Below are 19,856 nucleotides of genomic sequence, written 5' to 3' on the forward strand. Positions count from 1 at the left end.
TTTAATAGAACGGCCCTACTCTATGTGTAACACTCTAATTTAGTTTCATATGAGATTTTTTCTTTTTCTACAATATCAGTCCAGCTTATTAAAAAATAGAAAAATCCCGTATTCCATAAAAAATACGGGATTTTTATCCATACGTTTATTTTGTAAAGTAACATTTAGTCGAAAGAAGTTCATTCGTTACATATTACTTATCTAATTAAGGATCATTTATATTCCAGTCCAAACATCTTTCCCGTATCGTCCTTCATGTTGCAAATGATCCAACCAATTCCTTGCTTCTTGTTCACTAACTTCATGAATTTCTTCATATGCTTGACAAAGGGTATCTTCTACATCCGGAGCCATTTTACTTCCATCACCACATATATAAAGATGAGCTCCATTATCTAATAACGAAATTAAATTGATTCTATCTTGTTTTATTAAATGCTGTACATATGTTTTTGGATGTCCCTCTAGACGAGAAAAAGCTGTGTGTAAAGAGATTAATCCATCTCTTTCATCATTTTCTAGTTCTGTACGATAAAGATAATCTTTTTCAGGATGACGACAACCAAAATATAGATGCGCTTGTCCTAAGTTAATACCTTTTTGCTTTTGAACACGACGCGCTTGTAAGAATCCACGGAATGGTGCAATTCCAGTACCTGGCCCCACCATGATAATTGGTGTTTCTGGATTTTCAGGCAATTGAAAGTTTGATTGTGGCGTTCGAATGAAACAGATAATTTCATCTTTATTATGACGCTGAGCTAAATAATTAGAAGCGACTCCTTCATATGTCCCTTCCCCACTCCATGCAGGTGCATTAACAACACCAACCGTAATGCTCAGACGATCCTGTGCAACGAGTGGCGAGCTTGAAATAGAATAGTAACGCGGTTTGAGCGCAGGAAGAAGTTCTAAAAATCGTTCAAATCGGATTTCACAAGCCTCATACTTTTCAAGAAGATCCAACATTGAAATACGTTTCTTTAATATTCTTTCATGATAAACTCCTTCTTCCAATAATGATTCCAATTCCTTTTTATGAGGAGGGCATGCTGTGAATGTCACCATTTCTCGTATTTGTGCTCGAGTGGCTGCTTCTTGCACTTCGACACTATAACTAATAAGGTCAAACAAACTAACAGGACTGTCTAAAGGTATGTGATTTACACTGCGCCCACTTGCGCTCAGTATGACTTGATCCTTCCCATTTAATCCAAAGCGTTCTAAAATTCGGTTAACATTTTTCTCGCTATTAATTGGCAGCACTCCAAGGTGGTCTCCTTCTTGATACGTAGCCCCTTCTGGCAAGGATACCTCGATATGCCGCGTACTTCTATCACTGCTGGATGATTGGAGTTCACGATTTTCTAGTATAGATGCATAAACTGCTTCATATGTTCGGGCAAGAGGAGATCCTCCAAGACGACTAACAAATTGCAGACTCAAAGTACTGCGCTCTTTTTCCATATTTTTGTTAAGTTCTAGTCCAAATGCCCTCATCGCATCAGACCACATGCTTTGTTTCCATTGCTCGAGTTGTTCCTCAAAATCACCACTTGCATCTGCTTCTCCGCGTTTAGAAAATCTTGTTGCTCCTTTTTGAGCCATTTGCTCATCAATGTATCTTGGAATCCGCTGATAAGTACTAGCCCAATTGTGATCTCCACAACCAAAAACTGCGTATTGAACACCTTTTAGCTCATCCGATTTTAATTCCTCCAACCACTGCACAAACTGCCCTGCATTACTTGGCGGCTTTCCATTATAAGAAGAAGTCACAATAAGAACTGCTCCTTCTTTTGGCAGACTTCCAATTCGCTCGTTAAGAGCTACCACTTCCGTTTGAACACCTTCTAAACTAGCTGTATCTGCTAGTTCTCTTGCAATACCTTCTGCTACCCCTGTATCCGAGCCATACAGAACAAGCAGCGAAAGATTATCAGCTCCAATAATAGAAGGAGTCTTCTGAACTTGCTGCTTGATTTCATGGTCTTTCTGCTTCTCTTCTATAGGTGCAAGGACAGTAGGATGGCTGATCGTTTGATTTCGGGCAAGGATCCTAATCTTAAAATCACCGGGCTTTAGCGTTAATGTTTGTTTTACGTCCAGCTGATAGTTTTGATAATCGATTAATTCAAAATGTTGAAGAAGCATTCCCATTACGAGAGTGGCTTCATGAAGTGCAAACTGCATACCGATACATGCTCGTTGACCATTTCCAAATGGCTTATAAGCATGATGAGGAACCTTATCCGGCTCTTCAAATCGTTCAGGTTGGAATTCTTCCACATTGTCTCCCCATGCGTCTTTATCCCTATGTAGCTGTGGAATAAGAACAGAAATACGATCTTCTCCTTTCTTAATTGGATATTTCCCACCAATTACTGTATCTTCTTTTGCATAGAGACTGAATGCTGGAGCAGTAGGCCATAGACGTAGCGATTCATTTAAAATCATCCGTATGTACTTAAGTTTCATAACTTGTTGATATGTTGGAGTAGGATCTGTCAATACCCGATCTACTTCTTCATAGGCTTTTTTCAACTTATCCGGATTCTTTAATAAAAAATAGATTGCAAAAGATAACAATCCACTTGTTGTCTCATGCCCAGCTATTAAAAAAGTGATAATTTGAAAACGAATATTTTCATCATCTAATTTTTCACCAGTTTCCGGATCCTGCACATTTAACATACGGGCAAGTAAATCATTTTCTTCTTGATTTCCATTACTTTTACGTTCAGCAATAATATTATCTACTAAAGAAAACATGGATTGGATATCATGCTGAAATTGACGTTTCGTTCTCCACATGAGTTTGTCTTCTATATCCAGTCGCTGTAATTGGTGCATCGCTTCATCTAGAGCACGGCTCATGCTAGTGATAAAAGGATGAGAGGTCTCACGATAAAAGCTATTAAATCGGTAATTAAAACCACATAGACCAATTGTATCCAATGTAAGGCGGGTCATATCCTCCGGAACATCTACGTTTTCATTCGGATTCAGTCTTGCCCATTTTTGAACGAGTTGTACAGCAATATCAACCATCATGCCATGATAATCTTTCATTGCCCGTTGGCTGAATGTAGGCATCAAAATATTATGAGCTTTTTTCCAGTTAGGCTCGTCAGTCTCACTTGTAAATAACCCGTCCCCAGCAAAGGCGCGAACTTTTGCTAAAGCACCATCTATACTTTTATCGAACCGTGTTTCGTCACAGACTTCTGCTACCAGTTCATGTCCAGAAACGACAATGATAGTATCACTTAAAGTTTGAATTTGAAAAATAGGACCATACTCTTCCGCTATCTTGATAAAAGATAAGGTCGGTTTATCTTTGTCGATTAATGGGAGATTCCCCAGCGGTCCATATGTTTTCGGCTGAGGAATGGCAGATACTTTTTTATCCATTAAAAACACCCTTTCAAAAAGCATGAAATAAAGTGAAACTTTAATCAGCCCTCACCAATCGGGCTTTTACGGGCAGCCCGACCCCCACCTAACTTCTTTGCTTCCGCTGAATTTTGAGGTGGGGGTCTTACTGTCCGGCAAATAGCGGGATAAAATATCCCATTCAATAAAGAGCAGATAGCAAGCAATCGCCTGGGATACAGATATGTAATTGATTACCTTATTTTATCTTTTCCCTAACTATTCATGATTATGATATTGCTTATAAGGTTGGTAATCTAAGTTGTTTGTTGACATTAGATTTATAATTTGCAGAAAAAAATACTAACTTACAATGAAGCAAATTATTATAATTGGAGCATTATAATGTTGGTGTTAAAAGATAATCTAAAAACTCCCCACATATTTTGATCACACTTTATTTTACAGCTACAGTTGCACTACATATCCGTCAAGCTAAGAAAAGCGAATACCCAAAACAAAGAAGTTGATGAGCTTAAGATTGTAGTATTTGGAAAGCCCATAGTTTTTAATGTCCAGTCAAACAAATACGATAAGTAAGTAATGTTTGACTAGTGAAACTATTCCCAGAGAGTTCCGATGCTAAAAAATAGTTCGTCTCTTGCTTTATAGTAAATTTATCCAACAACATTTATACGTAGTGCTTTCCATGTTACAATTTACTATAAGTGAGGAAGGTGTCTTATGAAAATATCTGTTTATGTTGCAAGTGCATTTAGCAAGGATCATAAAGGCGGAAATAAAGCAGGATTGGTATTTATGGAGAATACATTGACCACTACTCAAAAAATGGCAATAGCCAAACAACTGGGCTATGCGGAAACCGCATTTATATCAGAATCTGAAATTGCTGATTATAAAATTGAATATTTTACACCAAAAGAAGAAGTTGATTTATGTGGGCATGCCACAATTGGCTCTTTCACGATACTGATGCATTTAAATAAACTTTTCAAGAATCGCTATACGATTGAAACGAACAGCGGTGTTCTTACTATTACCATAAAAGAGGACATCATATTCATGGAACAAAACGAACCGATATTCTATGATGTTATATCTCCAAATGAGTTTATCGACTGCTTTGACATTAAAGATATAGACAATAAATACCCAATTCAAATTGTCTCCACGGGCTTAAAAGATATTTTAATTCCTATAAAAAGCGAAACACAATTACATACAATGCAACCTAATTTTGAAAAAATTAAAAAAATCAGCAAGTATTATAATGTTGTCGGGATGCATCTATATACTTTTAATGACAATCGAATTATATGCAGAAACTTTGCTCCACTATACGATATCAATGAAGAAGCAGCGACTGGAACTTCAAACGGTGCATTAGCTTGCTACCTTTATGAACAGCACTACTTACAAAAAGAAGTCTATGTATTTGAACAAGGTTATTCTTTACACTCGCCTTCCGAAATATTAGTTAAATTAGCAACCAATAGCAAGAATGAAATAGAAAAAGTTTATGTTGGCGGCAAAGGCTATTACTGTGAAACTAAGTGTTTACATGTAGAAAATATTGAGTAAAAATAAAAAAACACCGAATAAAAAGGTTGAGAAGGATAGAGAAATAGATAAAAAACAAACACATTATTTAATTGAACAATGTGTTTGTCTTCAATCTGAAAGGATCTGATATGAATATTAGATCCTTTTTACTATATGTAATTATTTCACTGGTTCTTTTCCAGCTTTAAATACCGACGCCTTAGCAACAAAAAATTGTATTTCTTCACAGCCTAACTAATCAGCAAAAAACTTATAGGAATCATTATCAAGAGTTTTTTTGCTTTAACGATTTAACCTCTCGACAGCTTCCGCACTTGTATCTACACGTTTAACGAAAAAAACTAATAGTAGTGCAACAACATTCATGCCAAGCGCTACATAGAATGAATGCTGAATTCCGGATAATAAAGCCTTCTGCGTTAACATTGCCTTCGTAGCTTCTGTGAAGGTTGTTGGATCTACATCAGCCATTAGACTTTCAGCTTTTGTTTTTGTTACAGAATTCATAATCGTAATAAGAATAGCAGTACCAATCGAACCGGACACTTGTTGAGCTGTATTATTAACAGCTGTACCGTGCGGATTTAAGCGAGTTGGCAATTGATTAAGACCATTTGTCATAAGCGGCATCATCACCATCGCCATCCCAAACATCCGCAGTGTGTAAATAAGAATAATATGCGTGTGACTAGAGTCGAGTTGTAGGTTTGCCAGCATATAAGTTGAAACAGCTGTAATGGAAAGTCCTACTATGCCAAGAATCCGAGGGCCATATTTATCAAATAGTTTACCTGTAATTGGTGACATAACCCCCATTATTACCGCACCCGGAAGCATCATCAGCCCAGAGTTCAGCGGCGAAATGCCACGGACGTTTTGTACATAAGCTGGTGTTAAAATCATACCTGAAAACATGGCCACCGCATTGACAATTGCAATTACAGACGCAAGTGCAAACATTGGGTACTTGTAAACACGTAAATCCAATAACGGCTCATCCATTTTTAATTGACGAATAATGAAAGCAATTAGGGCAATAGCGCCTATGATTAAGGTTGTTAAAACAACTTTATTCGTCCAACCATCGGAGCTTGCAGAACTGAATCCATATAACAAACCGCCAAAACCGACAGAAGATAATAGCAATGAGAGATAATCAAGTTTTGCATTTTTATTTTGTTTCATGACATTTTCAGATTTCCAAACCCCTAATAGTAAGCTAATGATTGCTAACGGTAAAATCATTTCAAAAAGCAAACGCCAGTCATAATACTCTACAATATAACCTGATAGTGTCGGTCCAATTGCTGGAGCTGTAATCATAACTAGTCCAAAAATCCCCATTGCTGTTCCCCTTTTTTCTCTCGGAAAGCTTACTAGCATAATATTCATTAACAAAGGTCCCATAACTGAAGATCCTGCCGCTTGAACCATCCGACCAGTAAGTAATAAACCAAAGTTCGGTGCTACAGCCGCTAAGGCAGTACCAAGAATAAAAATCACCATAGATGTAATAAATAAGCTCCTATTTGAGAAGCGGGTTATTAAAAATGCTGATGCCGGAATTAATATACCACTAACAAGCATATATCCTGTAGAAAGCCACTGGATCGTTGAATAATCTTGAATGTCTAAATCTTTCATTATTGATGGCAAAGCTACATTTAAAAGCGAGTTATTTAGAAATGAAACAAAGGCCCCAATAAAAAGAATTACAAGCATTAAATATGGTGGTTTTCTTTTATGTAATGTTTCACTCATATATTTGTTTGCTCCCTCATTATAAATTTCATTGATTCGTTTAAATCGTTTGCATATCTGCACAAGAATACTTTATCCTTGCAGTATTTTGCCAAACTCTTCGAATAGATATTCTCTTTTTAGCAATTCCCTTTTCTCAACATAACATTTTAAAATCTTCTTTATTGACTAAATCCTTTATACACATGTAAATAAAATTTTGAAGGAATATATAAATGAACTTTTTTTGAAAATGACAAAATATTTAAGTAGGCCACATAAAACGATCAATCTTTTTTATAAAAATGTAAAGAATCTAAAATTAAAACCCAAACATTTTGATTAAATTGTTTGGGTTTCTTCTATTTATAAAGTCAATATTTGTAGCAATACTTTAATCAAACTAACACCTATAACTTTTTAAAACTTATTGAATTTATCACTTGCTAATCTAGTAATAAAATACTGAACATCAAACAAAACAGTAGCAAACAGAACGAACTTTATACATACTAAGGCCCATCTCATAACATTTTTAAACAATCAATTATAACGATATCTGAATTACTTTACATTTGAACCCATGTAATCCACTTCTCACCTTCTAACAATTCCGCTATATAACAAAAAAAAGCATTGGATACCCAATGCTTTTTACACTTACGCAAATAGAGATGTGTTCGCATATAAAGCTGGCGAGCCACCTGAATGTACGAATAAAATGTTATCTTCTTTATTAAATGTACCTTTTCTAATTAAGTCAATTAGTCCCGCTACTGCTTTACCTGTATACACTGGATCAAGTAAAATACCTTCAGTTTTCGCAAGTAACTGTACTGCTTCAACCATTTCTGGTGTTGGTAAAGCGTATCCTGGTCCTACATATTCATCAAAGCATGTAACGGCTTCGCGCGGGATAAAGTTTGGGATACCAACGTGAGCTGAAGTTTCATCTACAAGTTTTGCTACTTTCTCTTCTTGCTCAGCTTTTCCTCTACTTACGTTAATTCCGATTACAGGAATCTGGCTTTGCGTTCCAGAAAAACCAGTAATTAAACCAGCATGCATACCCGCGCTACCACTTACACAAACAACTGTACTGAAATCAATTCCTTGCTCGAATGATTGCGCCATAATTTCTTGCGCACAAGCAACGTATCCCATTGCGCCAGTAGGGTTTGATCCACCAACCGGTATTACATATGGTGTACTACCTTTTTCACCTACTTCTTTTGCTATCTTCTGCATCTCTTCCATAAGATCTGCTCCGTTTGGTACAACAATTACGTTTTCAGCACCTAATAAGTGATATAAGAAATAGTTTCCGTTAAAGTCTGGCTTCTCTTCTGGCTCAAGCCCTTCCTCTAAAACAAGGATACATTTCATTTTCTCTTTTACCGCAGCTGCCAGTGTCAGGCGGCAATGATTTGACTGAATACCACCAGCTGTAATTAACGTATCTGCACCCTTTTCCTGTGCATCCGCAACTAGAAACTCTAACTTTCTTGTCTTATTACCACCAGCTGTTAAACCAAGTAAATCATCTCGTTTAAAATAAATAGTCGGCCCACCAAGTACTTCAGAAAAATTGTTTAACTTTTCAATTGGTGTATATGATTCTGTATATTTTTTTCTCGGGAATTTAGCTAAATTCATTGTAACGCTCCTTTTGTACTTCTTTCACAATATATGTAACGTTACTATTATTACACGTAAAAATGATGAAGTCACCTTTCTGGGTTAAAAATGTATTAGAATTTCATTTTGATAAGTAAAACCGTATTAATGATTTTAACTTAATTACGGTACATGAAATTTATATCAACGATTTTTTAAATATATCGTTCATTACTTACAATATATCAACGGTTTTTCAAATATATCGATCGTAACTTGCAATATATCAACGATTTTCTTAATACATCGATCTATCGACAAAAAACGACAGACAAGCACCCATTTCTCATCAACAAAAAAAGAGCCCACACATTCAAATGTGGACTCCCTCCAATCACTTATTTACCGAAAAACGAAGTAACTGCGTTAATCCCGGCTCTAAATTCATTTCACCTTTATGACGTACGTATACAGTTTTATCTCCATCAAATTTCGGAGGATTTGCTTTATTATACGTATACCACTCATTCGTTCCTTCTATAGAGTACTCCATGTATTCAGTTGCACCGGCAATTACGTTTTTACTATCATCAGCTGTTACATTTGGTGCCATTTGCGCAACTTTTGAATCACTAACTAATAATTTCTTAATATCCTTATCACGTTTATAATCGTAAGCCGTTACGACAACATCGTTACCGTATGCTTTCACTTGCAGTCCTTGTTTAAATGAATATCCATCAGGAGCAGTTTTCTCTCCACCATTTGGTCCTGCTGACATCCAGCCTGTTTCAATCCCGCCCGTATTTACAACAGTGAAACCTTTTTCATCTCCGCCTTTAATTTTCTTTTTACCAGCCCAGTCAGGTAAGTTTAAATCCCAATGCGTATGACTCGTGAAGAAAACAACTTGCGGATAGTCTTTTAATATATCGTACAATTTATCCACGTTTAAATAATCTTGTAAATATGGTGATTGTTTCGATCCGGATACCGTATCAGGTAAAACGTGATGAGAGAAAATGAAAATTGGTTTATTTTTATCTTTTTGACTATACTCTTCTAAATTTTGTTTAAGCCAACCTAATTGCTCATCACTCATATATACTTCGTCCCACATTTTTGAATCGTGGTATTTCATATATTTTTCAGTTCCTAAAAATAAAAGCGGATAACCGTCTAATTCTTTTTTATGATATACCTTTTCTTGCCCACTGAATTTCAGATAACGGTTAAATAGCGTTTCCTCAGTTACACCATTTGGCCATGTATTTTGAGAAAATTTCCCATCAGCTGTCCATTTACCAGCATAAAACTCATGATTCCCAACAGTTGACCATACATTTTCTGGATGCTTATTTTTGTTTAACACACGCTTCACATCATCATATTGTGACTGTTGTCCCGTTGGCGTTATATCCCCATTCATAATAAGCGCTCTAGAAAGTGGTGTCACTTTGTTCATATCCTTTAATACGTGATCAAAATCCCCCAAATCCCCTTGAATATCACTAATAACGTTAAAAGTTGTAGCTGATTTTCGAACTTGCTCTTTCCCTTCCGCATGTGCTGAAAATGTCGGTAATAATGCCGCCATAACAGCTAATGAAGCAACTGTCTTTTTCATACAAATTCTCCCCCTACTAATAGAATGTGCAAACTGACATGTTCTGCTTTCTCTTAGGTGCTTGTCCAATTCATATTATAGGGAGAGATTGTAAAGGCTGATGGAGTGAAAAATTAATTGTTTTTTAAGAGATTTTGTCTTTTCATTGCACTCCACAATTCGAGATTCGCGCCAATCTAGCTTTCTAGCCTTTAACATTACATACATGTAAATTTTGATGTTAAATCTTTTCGTTTCATACGTTGTTTTTTATTACTTTTAATTTTCGGGAAAAATCCACTAATTACTAATGTTATAATCCATACCATTATTAGAATAAAATTTATTGTATTACCGGAATTCAAGCTGAAAACTCTCCACAAATAGGCAGCACAAAATACGAGGATAGCAGTAATAATAAGTAAAAATGTCCTAACTACTAATCCGATGTAGGATCTCTTCTCTTGCTTAAAAATGAAAGTTCTTCTACCTTTGTATAATCTAATCACAAATAGCAGCAAATATAAACCAAGTGTGGCTCCAATAACAATTGATGTAATAGAGTTGTTTTTTCTCTGCTCAGCTAGAGAGAAGTAACTTTCAGGTAATTTTCCCGTTTCATATTCAATCCATGCGTGGTAAATATCCTGTCGTAAGTCTATACCACCTTCACCATTTGTAAGGATTACCAATCCATCCTTTGTATTAGGAATGAAACCATAAAAAGAATGCCAGCCTCGATTGTCACCAGAATGATAAAGTAATTTCCATTGATTAGATAGTTTTTTTTCAAATATACCTAAACCATTCTCCCCTAATACTAGCTTTTGCATTTCTTCAACATGTTCACTTTTGATGACACCATTCCCTTTATTATTTGCATCCATGCTTGCAAGTATCAATGTCATCATATCCGTAACATTTGTCTTAAGACCTGCAGCAGCCTGTTCGGTAAATTGGTAACTAGGGAGCTCCTCTCCAAAATATCCATAAGCTTTCGAAAGGTTATGGTTTTCAGGACGTTGTAAGAATGAACTAGATTTTATTCCTAAAGGTTTCATAATTTGTTCTTCCATATAACGATCAAACGGTATTCCGGTAACCTCTTCAATTACAAGTTGTAAAATTGTATATCCGCCACCAGAGTAAATTGTTTCTGAACCTGGTTTATTGGTAACCTCCACTGGTTCATTAAGCCATCCTTTTCCAGACAGAGATTCCTCAATAGAGTCAAGATGTTTCCCTGGTGCAACCCCGAGGTATCCTTTATGTGCAGACAGCCCTGCTGTATGACTTAACAATCTTCTTATCGTGACTTCATTATTATTAAACTCTGAATTAGGTAATTTCCATTTGGTCAGATATTTTCCAACGGGATCATCTAGTGATAAACGACCTTCATCTACAAGATGCAAGATTCCCCACGCTGTAAGGCTTTTAGATATAGAACCAGCTTGAAACAATGTATCATCACTCACCGCTTTTTTTGTCTTTTTGTCTACATAACCGTAGTTAAGTGTATAAGCAATACGCCCCTCATGTACGATACCTATTGCAGCCCCTGGTACCTCATAATTCTCCTGCCATTTTGGTACCTGTTCATCCATCTTTTTTTTGAAATTCTCTATACTCCTATCAGTCAACGTGCCCGATTCTGCCCTCACCACATTTGTAAACCATGCTTCATTCATAATGAATATACAAATCATTAAACATAAAATACTTTTGCATATTATCGATGCTTTTTGTCTATTCTTCATTTGCTACACCCCTTTTTTTCAGAATATTCTACCCATCGATTAGAATATCCCATTCTAATATCCTATTCTATCGATTTTTATTACTTAACCTTACAAAATTGTAATAAAAATCAAAGAGCTGAAGTTTTACTGTTCTTTATCTAAAGACAATGAAATTCATCAACAAGATAGACATGAGGTTATATTTATGGTTTCAGTTAATGTCCCTAAAATACTAGTTCGGTTAATCAATTGGGTATATTCCACACTACAAATATTCATTTTATAAAAAGAAGAACCCCACACATTTTGATTAAAATGTGTGGAGTTCTTCTGGCTTCCCTAAGTTTTTATGAAAAGATTGATTATTTTATGTAGCTTACTAAAAAAACATTTTGTTCAATCAACTAACAAAACAAGATTAAACACTTATAACTCCTACAAATTATGAATCTTATTCCTTTTTTGCTTAAAAGCGATGTTTTTTTGCCATCGGTTCTATATATGTATTTAATATCCACATTAATACTTTCCATACCTTTTGTTGGCTAGGTGGTAAATGAGCGTTATATACATAACTGTATTCAATTTGCTGTGTTGCACCACGATTTCGTTTGAACTCTCCAGCCCCAGCACTACAATGACAAATTAAATCTTTTTCGATAGAATCCATTGTAATAAGGAGGGAAAGTATACGGTATAAACCTTGTTGCTGGTCAGAGTTTGTATGATAGCCAAGGATTGGCGTTGTCATAACTCCATCCCTAATAAAATAAGCAATGACACCATCAATTGTATCCCCTTTTTTTATGGCCTTTATCTCAAATAAACGATGCTGAAGAGCATTCCATAAATAAGCGGGTGTAAACATTGGGTTATGGGCGGAATATTTTTCAATATATAGTTGGTTGTATAGCTGGGAAATTTGTAAAATATCATCTTTTGTTAATTCTTCATTCGTAATAATTTCATAATTGCTTTTCTCTAATAAACTTTTATCATTTAATAAGTCTTTTCGTTTTTTTCGATTCATTTTTTTATAGTGTTTCGGATCAAATAAGTATATAGAACGAGACATAATTTTATTGTAACCGACTGTAGATAGTGCTTCTGTCGTTGCGGGATATAATTTGTTATTTAAAGAGCGAAATAGAATGGTATGCTCTGGAAATTTCTCAACTAATACTTTCGTTATTTGTTCGATCTGTTGTTCGTTGATAGAGTGATAAAGATTTGTTGAAAGCATCCAATTATTTACGACAATTACTTTATTAATATTCGTTCGTCTTAGCCAATTTCCCATAAGATGAATCGGATAGGTTAATAGCTTCTCTAGCCATGTTTTTTTCAACTCCCATAGCTCTTCTAACGCATAAGATATGTAATGTGTATAAGGAGAACATACATATGAATTTTCGAACTCTGCGTTATTAAGAGTGACTGGCAAGATGAGATCATCAATTTCTAATAGAAAGAGCTGCGTGTTAACATTTTCAATAAATGCTGTAACGCCCTTTTGAAAAAGAGGCAAGAAACTATCTCGTACATACGCTCCATCTTTTTTGGATTCCCAATCAATGCTATCCAAAGAATGAACATCATGTAACTGAATCATTTATGTTCACCACGCTTTACAAAACTTTCTATTCTTTTTAATTTTTTATCATATACTTGAATATCGTAATGTGAAAAGAAAAAATGTGGTATCGCACACTTTTTAGTAGACCATAGTGTATGTAATTCTTGCATTACCTTTGATTGACATAATTCGAGATTTTCAGGTAGTGCTTTAAGTTTAATTTCAATTTTGTCTACGCTATGTTGTATTACTTTAAATTCTTGAATGTCACTAGATGCAAACAAAATTGCTCTTCTAATGAAATCTGGAAAAATAAATATTTCGCTATGATCCACTTCACTTATTCCAATAAATATATCGTCACATCGACCATCAATACGTTCTAATGCTAAGAAAGGTGAGCCACAGCTGCACGGCGTCTTTTTCTCAATTAATATGTCATTGAGACGATATCGTATAATCGGCTGTGTTTTCCTCATGAAATCAGTAATAATGGGAACAAATATCCCTTTCTCTTGATCTAAGTATTCTTTTTCAATATGAACGAGGTCTTCATTCATGTGTAATGTCCCCTGCTTGCAGGTGGTAGCAAGAAAACCTTCTGTACATTGGTAAACTTGGTGTACTGTCTGCTTGAAAGTTGCAGAAATAAAGTCTCTATCAATATCTTCAAGCACTTCTGCTACAGAGATAATTTTCTTAGGACAAATTGTAATCAGTCCTTCTTGCTGCCAGTAAGCAATTTTCCGTAACATAGACGGAGGTGCAATTAAAATAGATGGCTTTACTTCATTTAATCGCGTGATATGCTGTTGAAACGGATCTAGTAAATCAAAAAAATGAAATGAGATTCGCTTATTTTTTGTCGCTTCGTATAAATTGCTATTTGCACGTAAGAAAAAAGCAATCGTGTGTTTATGTAGAATGCTAGAAGGAAGCACCTTTCCAATAATCGAGCCAGCCCACAACGTTTGTTCTTCCTCGGAAACGAGAAAAACCCCACGATTTCCACTAGTTCCTGATGATAAACCGACAGTTATATTACGAATGGTTGGTGAGAAATTCCGGGTCTTTTCTGCTTCAAATGCTACATGAAACGCTTCTTTCTTTGAAATATGTACTGTATTTAGTGTATCAAAATGTTCCATCATTACTTCTTTATCAATAATGGGGAGTGCAGACAAATTCCCTTTTTGAATTTCATGTAAAAACGGCTTATATAACTGGCGATAAAAAGGCGACGCCTCTATCGTGAACAAAAGTTGTTTTTCTATTTGTCGTTTATGAAACTGTTCCAATTGTTTGCGATTTGAAAATCTCAAGCCATATTTTGTTTTCAAGTATTGCTTGAGAATCCGTAGTTTATTCATAGTACACCCCTGCTTTAATTTTATCCCATGTATGTTCACAATGAGTTGGTACAATTTCAATCTCAGGTGATGTTTGTGATAAATGGTGTAACTTCTCAATATTCTTCCGGTAAGACTTTGGATGGCTCGTTAAAAGGTTTGCAACCTTACTAGGAAATACAAGGTTTTGATACGTTTTACTTAGCCACACTGCGTCTGCACAAAGAAAGACAATTTTATTACTCTGTAAATGGACGAATATACCAAATTGACCAGTTGCATGTCCTGTTAAGTCAACAGCAAATAATGAGCCATCATCAAATACATCATAGCCCTCTTCAAACTTTCCATATGTAGAAGGTAAGTTAAGGGATGGAGTTTGATCAATGAATGACATCCTCTGCTCTAAATCCACCGGCAGTGTATCTTTTAAACACCCTTTTAATAGAGCACCAAATTTACTTCTCTTTTTAATATCCTCATAAGCTTTTGCGAAGGTTAATATTTTCGCTTTTGGAAAATCGGGTAAACCCGCTGTATGATCGCCATGAAAATGAGAAAGAATAATATATTTAATTTCTTCTGGCTGAATACCATCAAGAAGAAGTTGCCGTTTAATAGATTGCTCTTCCGTAAAATGAACAGGCGTCAGTTTTGCATATACAGAGTAAGGGAATTTTTTTGTCGCTTCTTTAAAGTGTCCTGCATATCCAGTATCAAATAAAATATATCCTAATTCTGGATGCTGGAGTAATCCTACTGTTGCTGGAAAACAGATTTGTTTCCAACTGCCCTTGGAATATGCGATTTTTTCTGGATGTGTGCAATATCCTGTATCATATAGCTTTAAAGATTTGATTTTCATTGTATTTTCCACCAGTCTACAAATTTTGTAATTCCTTCTTCTATACTGACCTTTGGAGCATATCCTAGTTCTTCTTTAGCTTTATCAATACTTAACGTCTGGCTTTTTGAAAGGACGCTAACAGTATACTTTGTAAGAATAGGTTCTTTTCCGAATAAAATAGTTTTTGAGATTCCTTCTAATATAGCCGCTAGTGTAAAAGCAGTTTTGTAGGAAATTTTTTTATATCGTACTTCCTTATCAAGACGCTTCATTACATTTTCTATGACCTCATATAAATTGATACGTTCGTCATTTGTTATATTGTACTTTTGCCCTAATGTATGTTTTGGCGAATGCATACAAAGAAGTAAAGCATCTACAACATTCTCAACATACGTAATATCAACAAGAACATTTTCTGTACCAATTCTCGGTAAAGCCCCTTTTTCACATACTTTAATAAGACGAGGAAGAATCGCGTTATCTCCTGGTCCAAATAAAGCGCGCGGGCGTATTGTGATAACTGGTAAACCATGCGCGAAAGCTTGATCAATAGCTTGTTCAGCCATGTACTTCGTTGTTGCATAGTGATTTACAAACGTATCAGGAAGTTTCGCATTTTCTACTACATTTTGTCGCTCATCATAATAGAAATAAATGCTTGGTGTTGATACGTGGATAAGGCGTTTTATACCGTACTTTTGACTTCCCTCGATAATATGTTTCGTTCCTAACACATTTGCATTATAAAAATCTTCATATTTGCCCCAAGGGGAAGAAAGTGCACCGCTATGAAAGATATAATCTTTATCTTTACAAACTTTTAGCACACGCTCCCTGTCTTCAAGAGGACAATGAACAAACTCGATTCCATTTTGTTCTAATACCTTACCGATTGTTTTATTTCTTCCCGTTGCCGTTACTTCATAGCCCATATTCTTCAGTCGAAAGGCGAGTTTTTGTCCTAGAAAGCCCGTTCCACCAGTTACTAGCATTTTCATAAATCTTCACCATCCCACGATATGTCATATGTTGTTTGCTCTAAAATAGTCCGTTCATATTTATAACTTTCACGCCATAATTTATACATGCTAAAAAACTGATAAAAAAATGGTTTCCAATCATTGTGACGATAAACGATATCTGGATAAGAGCATAGAACTTTTAACCATCGTTTACGTTTTTGTTTACTTTTTAAATAAGGAAATCCATATAGAAGCATCGCTAACCGAATTGCACACTCTGAATTTTGTTTTGGAATGAATGAATTGTTTACTTTTTCATTAAAAAAAGCGGGCAATATTTCCTCATCGAATAAATGTAATCCACTTGTAGTACGTGGATTACATTCAATTGGAATCGCATCTCCATTCTGTGTAACGATAAAATCAAAGGCAATTTGTCCTGAGAAATTTAACTCTTTTACAATATGCGTAACAAACTGATCAATTTTAGGATGATTCATATGCTGAAACGCAATGGTAGCACCTAAGCCTGCCGTGAATTCCGTTTTATACGTAGAGTGAGCTAACACTTCCCCAGATTGTGCAATACTGTAGGAACAATGCTGCGTTCCTTGTATAAACTCTTGCATAATATAATTCGACTTATGTATCATGCTTTCTTTTAGAGCAGCCTCTTTTGTAATAAATTCCACTTTATCAGAAAACCGGGAGTAAATCGGCTTTAATACAAAAGGAGTATGAGCTGGTGTTTTGTGCATCATTGACCTTATCGCTTCTTCATTATTTATTCTATATGTTGCAGGTACTTGCCACCCTAAATTTTCTACGAACTGAATAAATTCCCACTTATTATGCAGTAATAAAAGTTTTTGAAAATCATCTACTAATACATGACAAAATGCACTTAATTCCTCTTTATATTTAGATATATAAAATACTTCTTCACACGTTGGAATAAGCAAATCTACATTGTGACGTTGAATAATGGATAGTAGCGCACGGATACTTTCATTTGTTTTCCACTTTGGAGATGGGATTTCATAAAAGTAATCCGTACTCTTTGAAACTTTACTTAACGGATAAGGAATACTATCTGCAATAATAACGGTATGTCCAGCGTTATTAAACAGTCTGCATAAATGCAAAGTTGCTGGTGCACGTGCCCCTGTAATTAATACTGTTTTCTTAGTATTCAAGAAGGATGCCCCCGATAGAAAGTCCCGCAGAAGTACCTAATAATAATATTTTATTTCCACGTTGCACTTTCTTTTGCTTAATCGCTTCGAAAAGAGCGACTGGAATAGATGCGGAAATCATATTACCGTAGTCTTCAAAAATAGTCATAAAGCGTTCTTCATCTACCCCTAATTTTTTACGAATGAGTCTCATAGCTGGTCCACTTGCTTGGTGAGGAACAATTAAATCAATATCGGCTAGAGAATAACCAGTATCCATAAGGAGCTTGTCGATAAACTTCATTAAATACTTAGAAGATAGTTTAAAAATGGCTCTTCCATTCATATCGAACAAGAAGTCTTCTTTTCGTTCCTCACTATACTCCCTAGGATGAATCATCGTTCCACCGCCACGAATTTCTGATAAATGCGCACCAGAGCTATATGTTTCCATATGGGAAGCAATAATAGAAGATGAATGATCGCCTTTTGTTATGACAACAGCTGCCGCACCGTCACCGAATAAAATACTGCTTTCATTTTGTCCCCAATTTAATCCAACAGAAGAAATTTCAGAAGAAATAATAACAACATTTTTGTATCTCCCGCATTCAATTGCGTATGAAATTGTATCAAGTGCTGTTATGAAACTTAGACATGTTGAATTGATATCAAAACATGGAATACCAGAATACTGTAGCCCGAGCTGTTCTTGCATAAGTGATGCAGTAGAAGGAATCGCCTGTTGAATCGTTCCGCTTCCGCAAATAATACAATCGATATCATCCCATGTTAACTTCGCATCTTCTACAGCTTTTTTTGCAGCCTCAGCCCCCATATAAGAAGATGTTTCCCCATCAACAAAGTATCGTGTTTTTACCCCAGCTTTTTTTAATGTCCAGCCTTCTGGTACGTCTAACATGTGATCTATTTCAAGAGAATCTACTTTTCGTTTTGGAAGATATGTGCCAATTCCTTTTATACTAATATATCTTTTCATTTTCTATCGCCTCTTAATCTTTTTATAAATTTAAAAATTCCGTCATATATAACTACTGTTGTGGATACATACAGATTTTTTTGTGGAATTCTGCTATCCCATTATGTACATCTAATCCTATTTCTCTTCAACAAAGAGCCAGTTCTCTACTTGAGAACTGGCTCTTTTCGCATGAGAATTCTTCAAATACATAATCTAGAAAAAACTTTTATATCAATTTAATTATAACAATTATCCGAAAATAATTAATAGTATTTTTTGTAAATAAAAGTGAATATGTGGTACAAACTTATGTGAGATGATAGTTTATTGAGCAGCAAATATAAATATATGGAGCGTATATACATGTAATTTTAACATCTTCTATTTTCTCTTTTGTTTCCAAAAAAGTTACTGTATTTTAAAAGCTAAAGTATGCATCTTCATATCTTTTATACTTTATACCTATTTACTTTTCTATCGAGATTGAAATGTGATAAATCCAACATTTGTTTCTAACTCTTTGAATCTATTACCATAATATTTTGTAGCTTTTTCTACCTTTTCTTCTTGAGTCATATTATCCGTCACCCCTGTTATATCGCATCTATCTAAATCTATAAAAATGCTATTGAATTTACCTAAAATGCCTAAATCAACAGTTTTACTCCAGGAGCCTTCACCATCATTATCGATTATTATCATAGTATCCTCCATTCTGCTTTGTTCGTTGCATAAGAAAAAGTGACTCTTTCTTAATAAGAATCACTTCCAATATTATGTAACTCGTCTCTCATTAATCCTCAATTTCAATTCCAGCTTGTTTAAATGGTTCTAATACTTTTGGGTAACACATTGAAATATATTCCACTGTTTTTAGATTTTTTAAATTTTGAAATCCTTCAACAGATATTACATCAAATAAACTGTCTTCACCATCCCAATCTGGCTTTAAGATATGATAAATTTCATTTCCTCCATCAAGGGATTCAATCTTTTCCAAATCACTTGTTTCCAAAATTAACTCTTCTAAAAAAGCTCTAATTTCAACAATCGGGCCAGCTCCTGAATACCATTCAAAATTATTCGTATACTTATCTATTAAGTCTTTTAATTCTTTTAAAAATAATGGCTCTTTATCTAATAAAGCTTCAATTACTACTAATTTAAAATTAAAATCTTGAAACATTTCACTCTTCCCCATTTTAACTTCCTCCAATGTTATAACATCCTTATCCAAATTATTATAAGTAAAACATATCCAATTGCACCTTCTTTATTTCTTTCAATATCACATTAAA

General features: G+C 35.0%; 13 protein-coding genes and 1 pseudogene. 1 reads left to right on the forward strand and 13 read right to left on the reverse strand.

Translation table 11 applies throughout. From position 1 onward, the window contains the following. Window positions 1–216: 216 nt before the first annotated feature. Window positions 217–3,414, reverse strand: coding sequence for a bifunctional P-450/NADPH--P450 reductase (gene cypD / locus ACS2MN_RS09430; RefSeq protein ID WP_198130364.1), 3,198 nt, complete (start codon window positions 3,412–3,414; stop codon window positions 217–219). 705 nt (window positions 3,415–4,119) lie between these two features. Here cypD and ACS2MN_RS09435 point away from each other — a divergent pair. Then, window positions 4,120–4,977: a PhzF family phenazine biosynthesis protein gene (locus tag ACS2MN_RS09435; RefSeq protein ID WP_198130363.1), complete on the forward strand. Its 858-nt coding sequence runs from the start codon at window positions 4,120–4,122 to the stop codon at window positions 4,975–4,977. A 264-nt stretch (window positions 4,978–5,241) separates the two neighbouring features. On the opposite strand, the gene ACS2MN_RS09440 is transcribed toward ACS2MN_RS09435, so the two are convergent. From ACS2MN_RS09440 to ACS2MN_RS09495, 12 genes and pseudogenes are all read right to left on the reverse strand, one after another. Beyond that, a complete protein-coding gene (locus tag ACS2MN_RS09440; RefSeq protein WP_000005106.1) occupies window positions 5,242–6,720 on the reverse strand; it encodes a DHA2 family efflux MFS transporter permease subunit in 1,479 nt (492 codons plus the stop codon). A 639-nt stretch (window positions 6,721–7,359) separates the two neighbouring features. Beyond that, on the reverse strand, window positions 7,360–8,355 hold the full coding sequence (locus ACS2MN_RS09445) for a D-cysteine desulfhydrase (protein ID WP_346994503.1): 996 nt from the start codon (window positions 8,353–8,355) through the stop codon (window positions 7,360–7,362). A 355-nt stretch (window positions 8,356–8,710) separates the two neighbouring features. Then, window positions 8,711–9,943 (reverse strand): DUF4073 domain-containing protein, encoded by a 1,233-nt coding sequence (locus tag ACS2MN_RS09450; RefSeq protein WP_346994502.1) that lies wholly within the window; start codon window positions 9,941–9,943, stop codon window positions 8,711–8,713. A gap of 197 nt (window positions 9,944–10,140) precedes the next feature. Beyond that, window positions 10,141–11,682: a serine hydrolase domain-containing protein gene (locus ACS2MN_RS09455; protein ID WP_000797441.1), complete on the reverse strand. Its 1,542-nt coding sequence runs from the start codon at window positions 11,680–11,682 to the stop codon at window positions 10,141–10,143. Between the two features lie 448 nt (window positions 11,683–12,130). Beyond that, window positions 12,131–13,276: a hypothetical protein gene (locus ACS2MN_RS09460; protein ID WP_346994501.1), complete on the reverse strand. Its 1,146-nt coding sequence runs from the start codon at window positions 13,274–13,276 to the stop codon at window positions 12,131–12,133. Then, window positions 13,273–14,610 (reverse strand): F390 synthetase-related protein, encoded by a 1,338-nt coding sequence (locus tag ACS2MN_RS09465; RefSeq protein WP_346994500.1) that lies wholly within the window; start codon window positions 14,608–14,610, stop codon window positions 13,273–13,275. Before ACS2MN_RS09465 ends, ACS2MN_RS09460 begins: the two co-directional genes overlap by 4 nt. Continuing rightward, window positions 14,603–15,454: an MBL fold metallo-hydrolase gene (locus tag ACS2MN_RS09470; protein WP_346994499.1), complete on the reverse strand. Its 852-nt coding sequence runs from the start codon at window positions 15,452–15,454 to the stop codon at window positions 14,603–14,605. The genes ACS2MN_RS09465 and ACS2MN_RS09470 overlap by 8 nt, the downstream gene beginning before the upstream one ends. Then, window positions 15,451–16,437, reverse strand: coding sequence for an NAD-dependent epimerase/dehydratase family protein (locus tag ACS2MN_RS09475; protein ID WP_236803653.1), 987 nt, complete (start codon window positions 16,435–16,437; stop codon window positions 15,451–15,453). Before ACS2MN_RS09475 ends, ACS2MN_RS09470 begins: the two co-directional genes overlap by 4 nt. Continuing rightward, window positions 16,434–17,597, reverse strand: a complete 1,164-nt coding sequence (locus ACS2MN_RS09480; RefSeq protein ID WP_140154100.1) for an ATP-grasp domain-containing protein — start codon at window positions 17,595–17,597, stop codon at window positions 16,434–16,436. The genes ACS2MN_RS09475 and ACS2MN_RS09480 overlap by 4 nt, the downstream gene beginning before the upstream one ends. Continuing rightward, on the reverse strand, window positions 17,587–18,576 hold the full coding sequence (locus ACS2MN_RS09485; RefSeq protein WP_000833200.1) for a beta-ketoacyl-ACP synthase III: 990 nt from the start codon (window positions 18,574–18,576) through the stop codon (window positions 17,587–17,589). The genes ACS2MN_RS09480 and ACS2MN_RS09485 overlap by 11 nt, the downstream gene beginning before the upstream one ends. 465 nt (window positions 18,577–19,041) lie before the next feature. Beyond that, window positions 19,042–19,260, reverse strand: a pseudogene (locus ACS2MN_RS09490) (hypothetical protein); the annotation flags it as partial. 91 nt (window positions 19,261–19,351) lie between these two features. Further along, window positions 19,352–19,759: a DUF6892 domain-containing protein gene (locus ACS2MN_RS09495; protein WP_346994498.1), complete on the reverse strand. Its 408-nt coding sequence runs from the start codon at window positions 19,757–19,759 to the stop codon at window positions 19,352–19,354. Window positions 19,760–19,856: the final 97 nt, after the last annotated feature.

Source organism: Bacillus cereus group sp. BceL062, assembly GCF_051780025.1.
In the GTDB taxonomy this organism is placed as follows: Bacteria; Bacillota; Bacilli; order Bacillales; family Bacillaceae_G; genus Bacillus_A; species Bacillus_A toyonensis.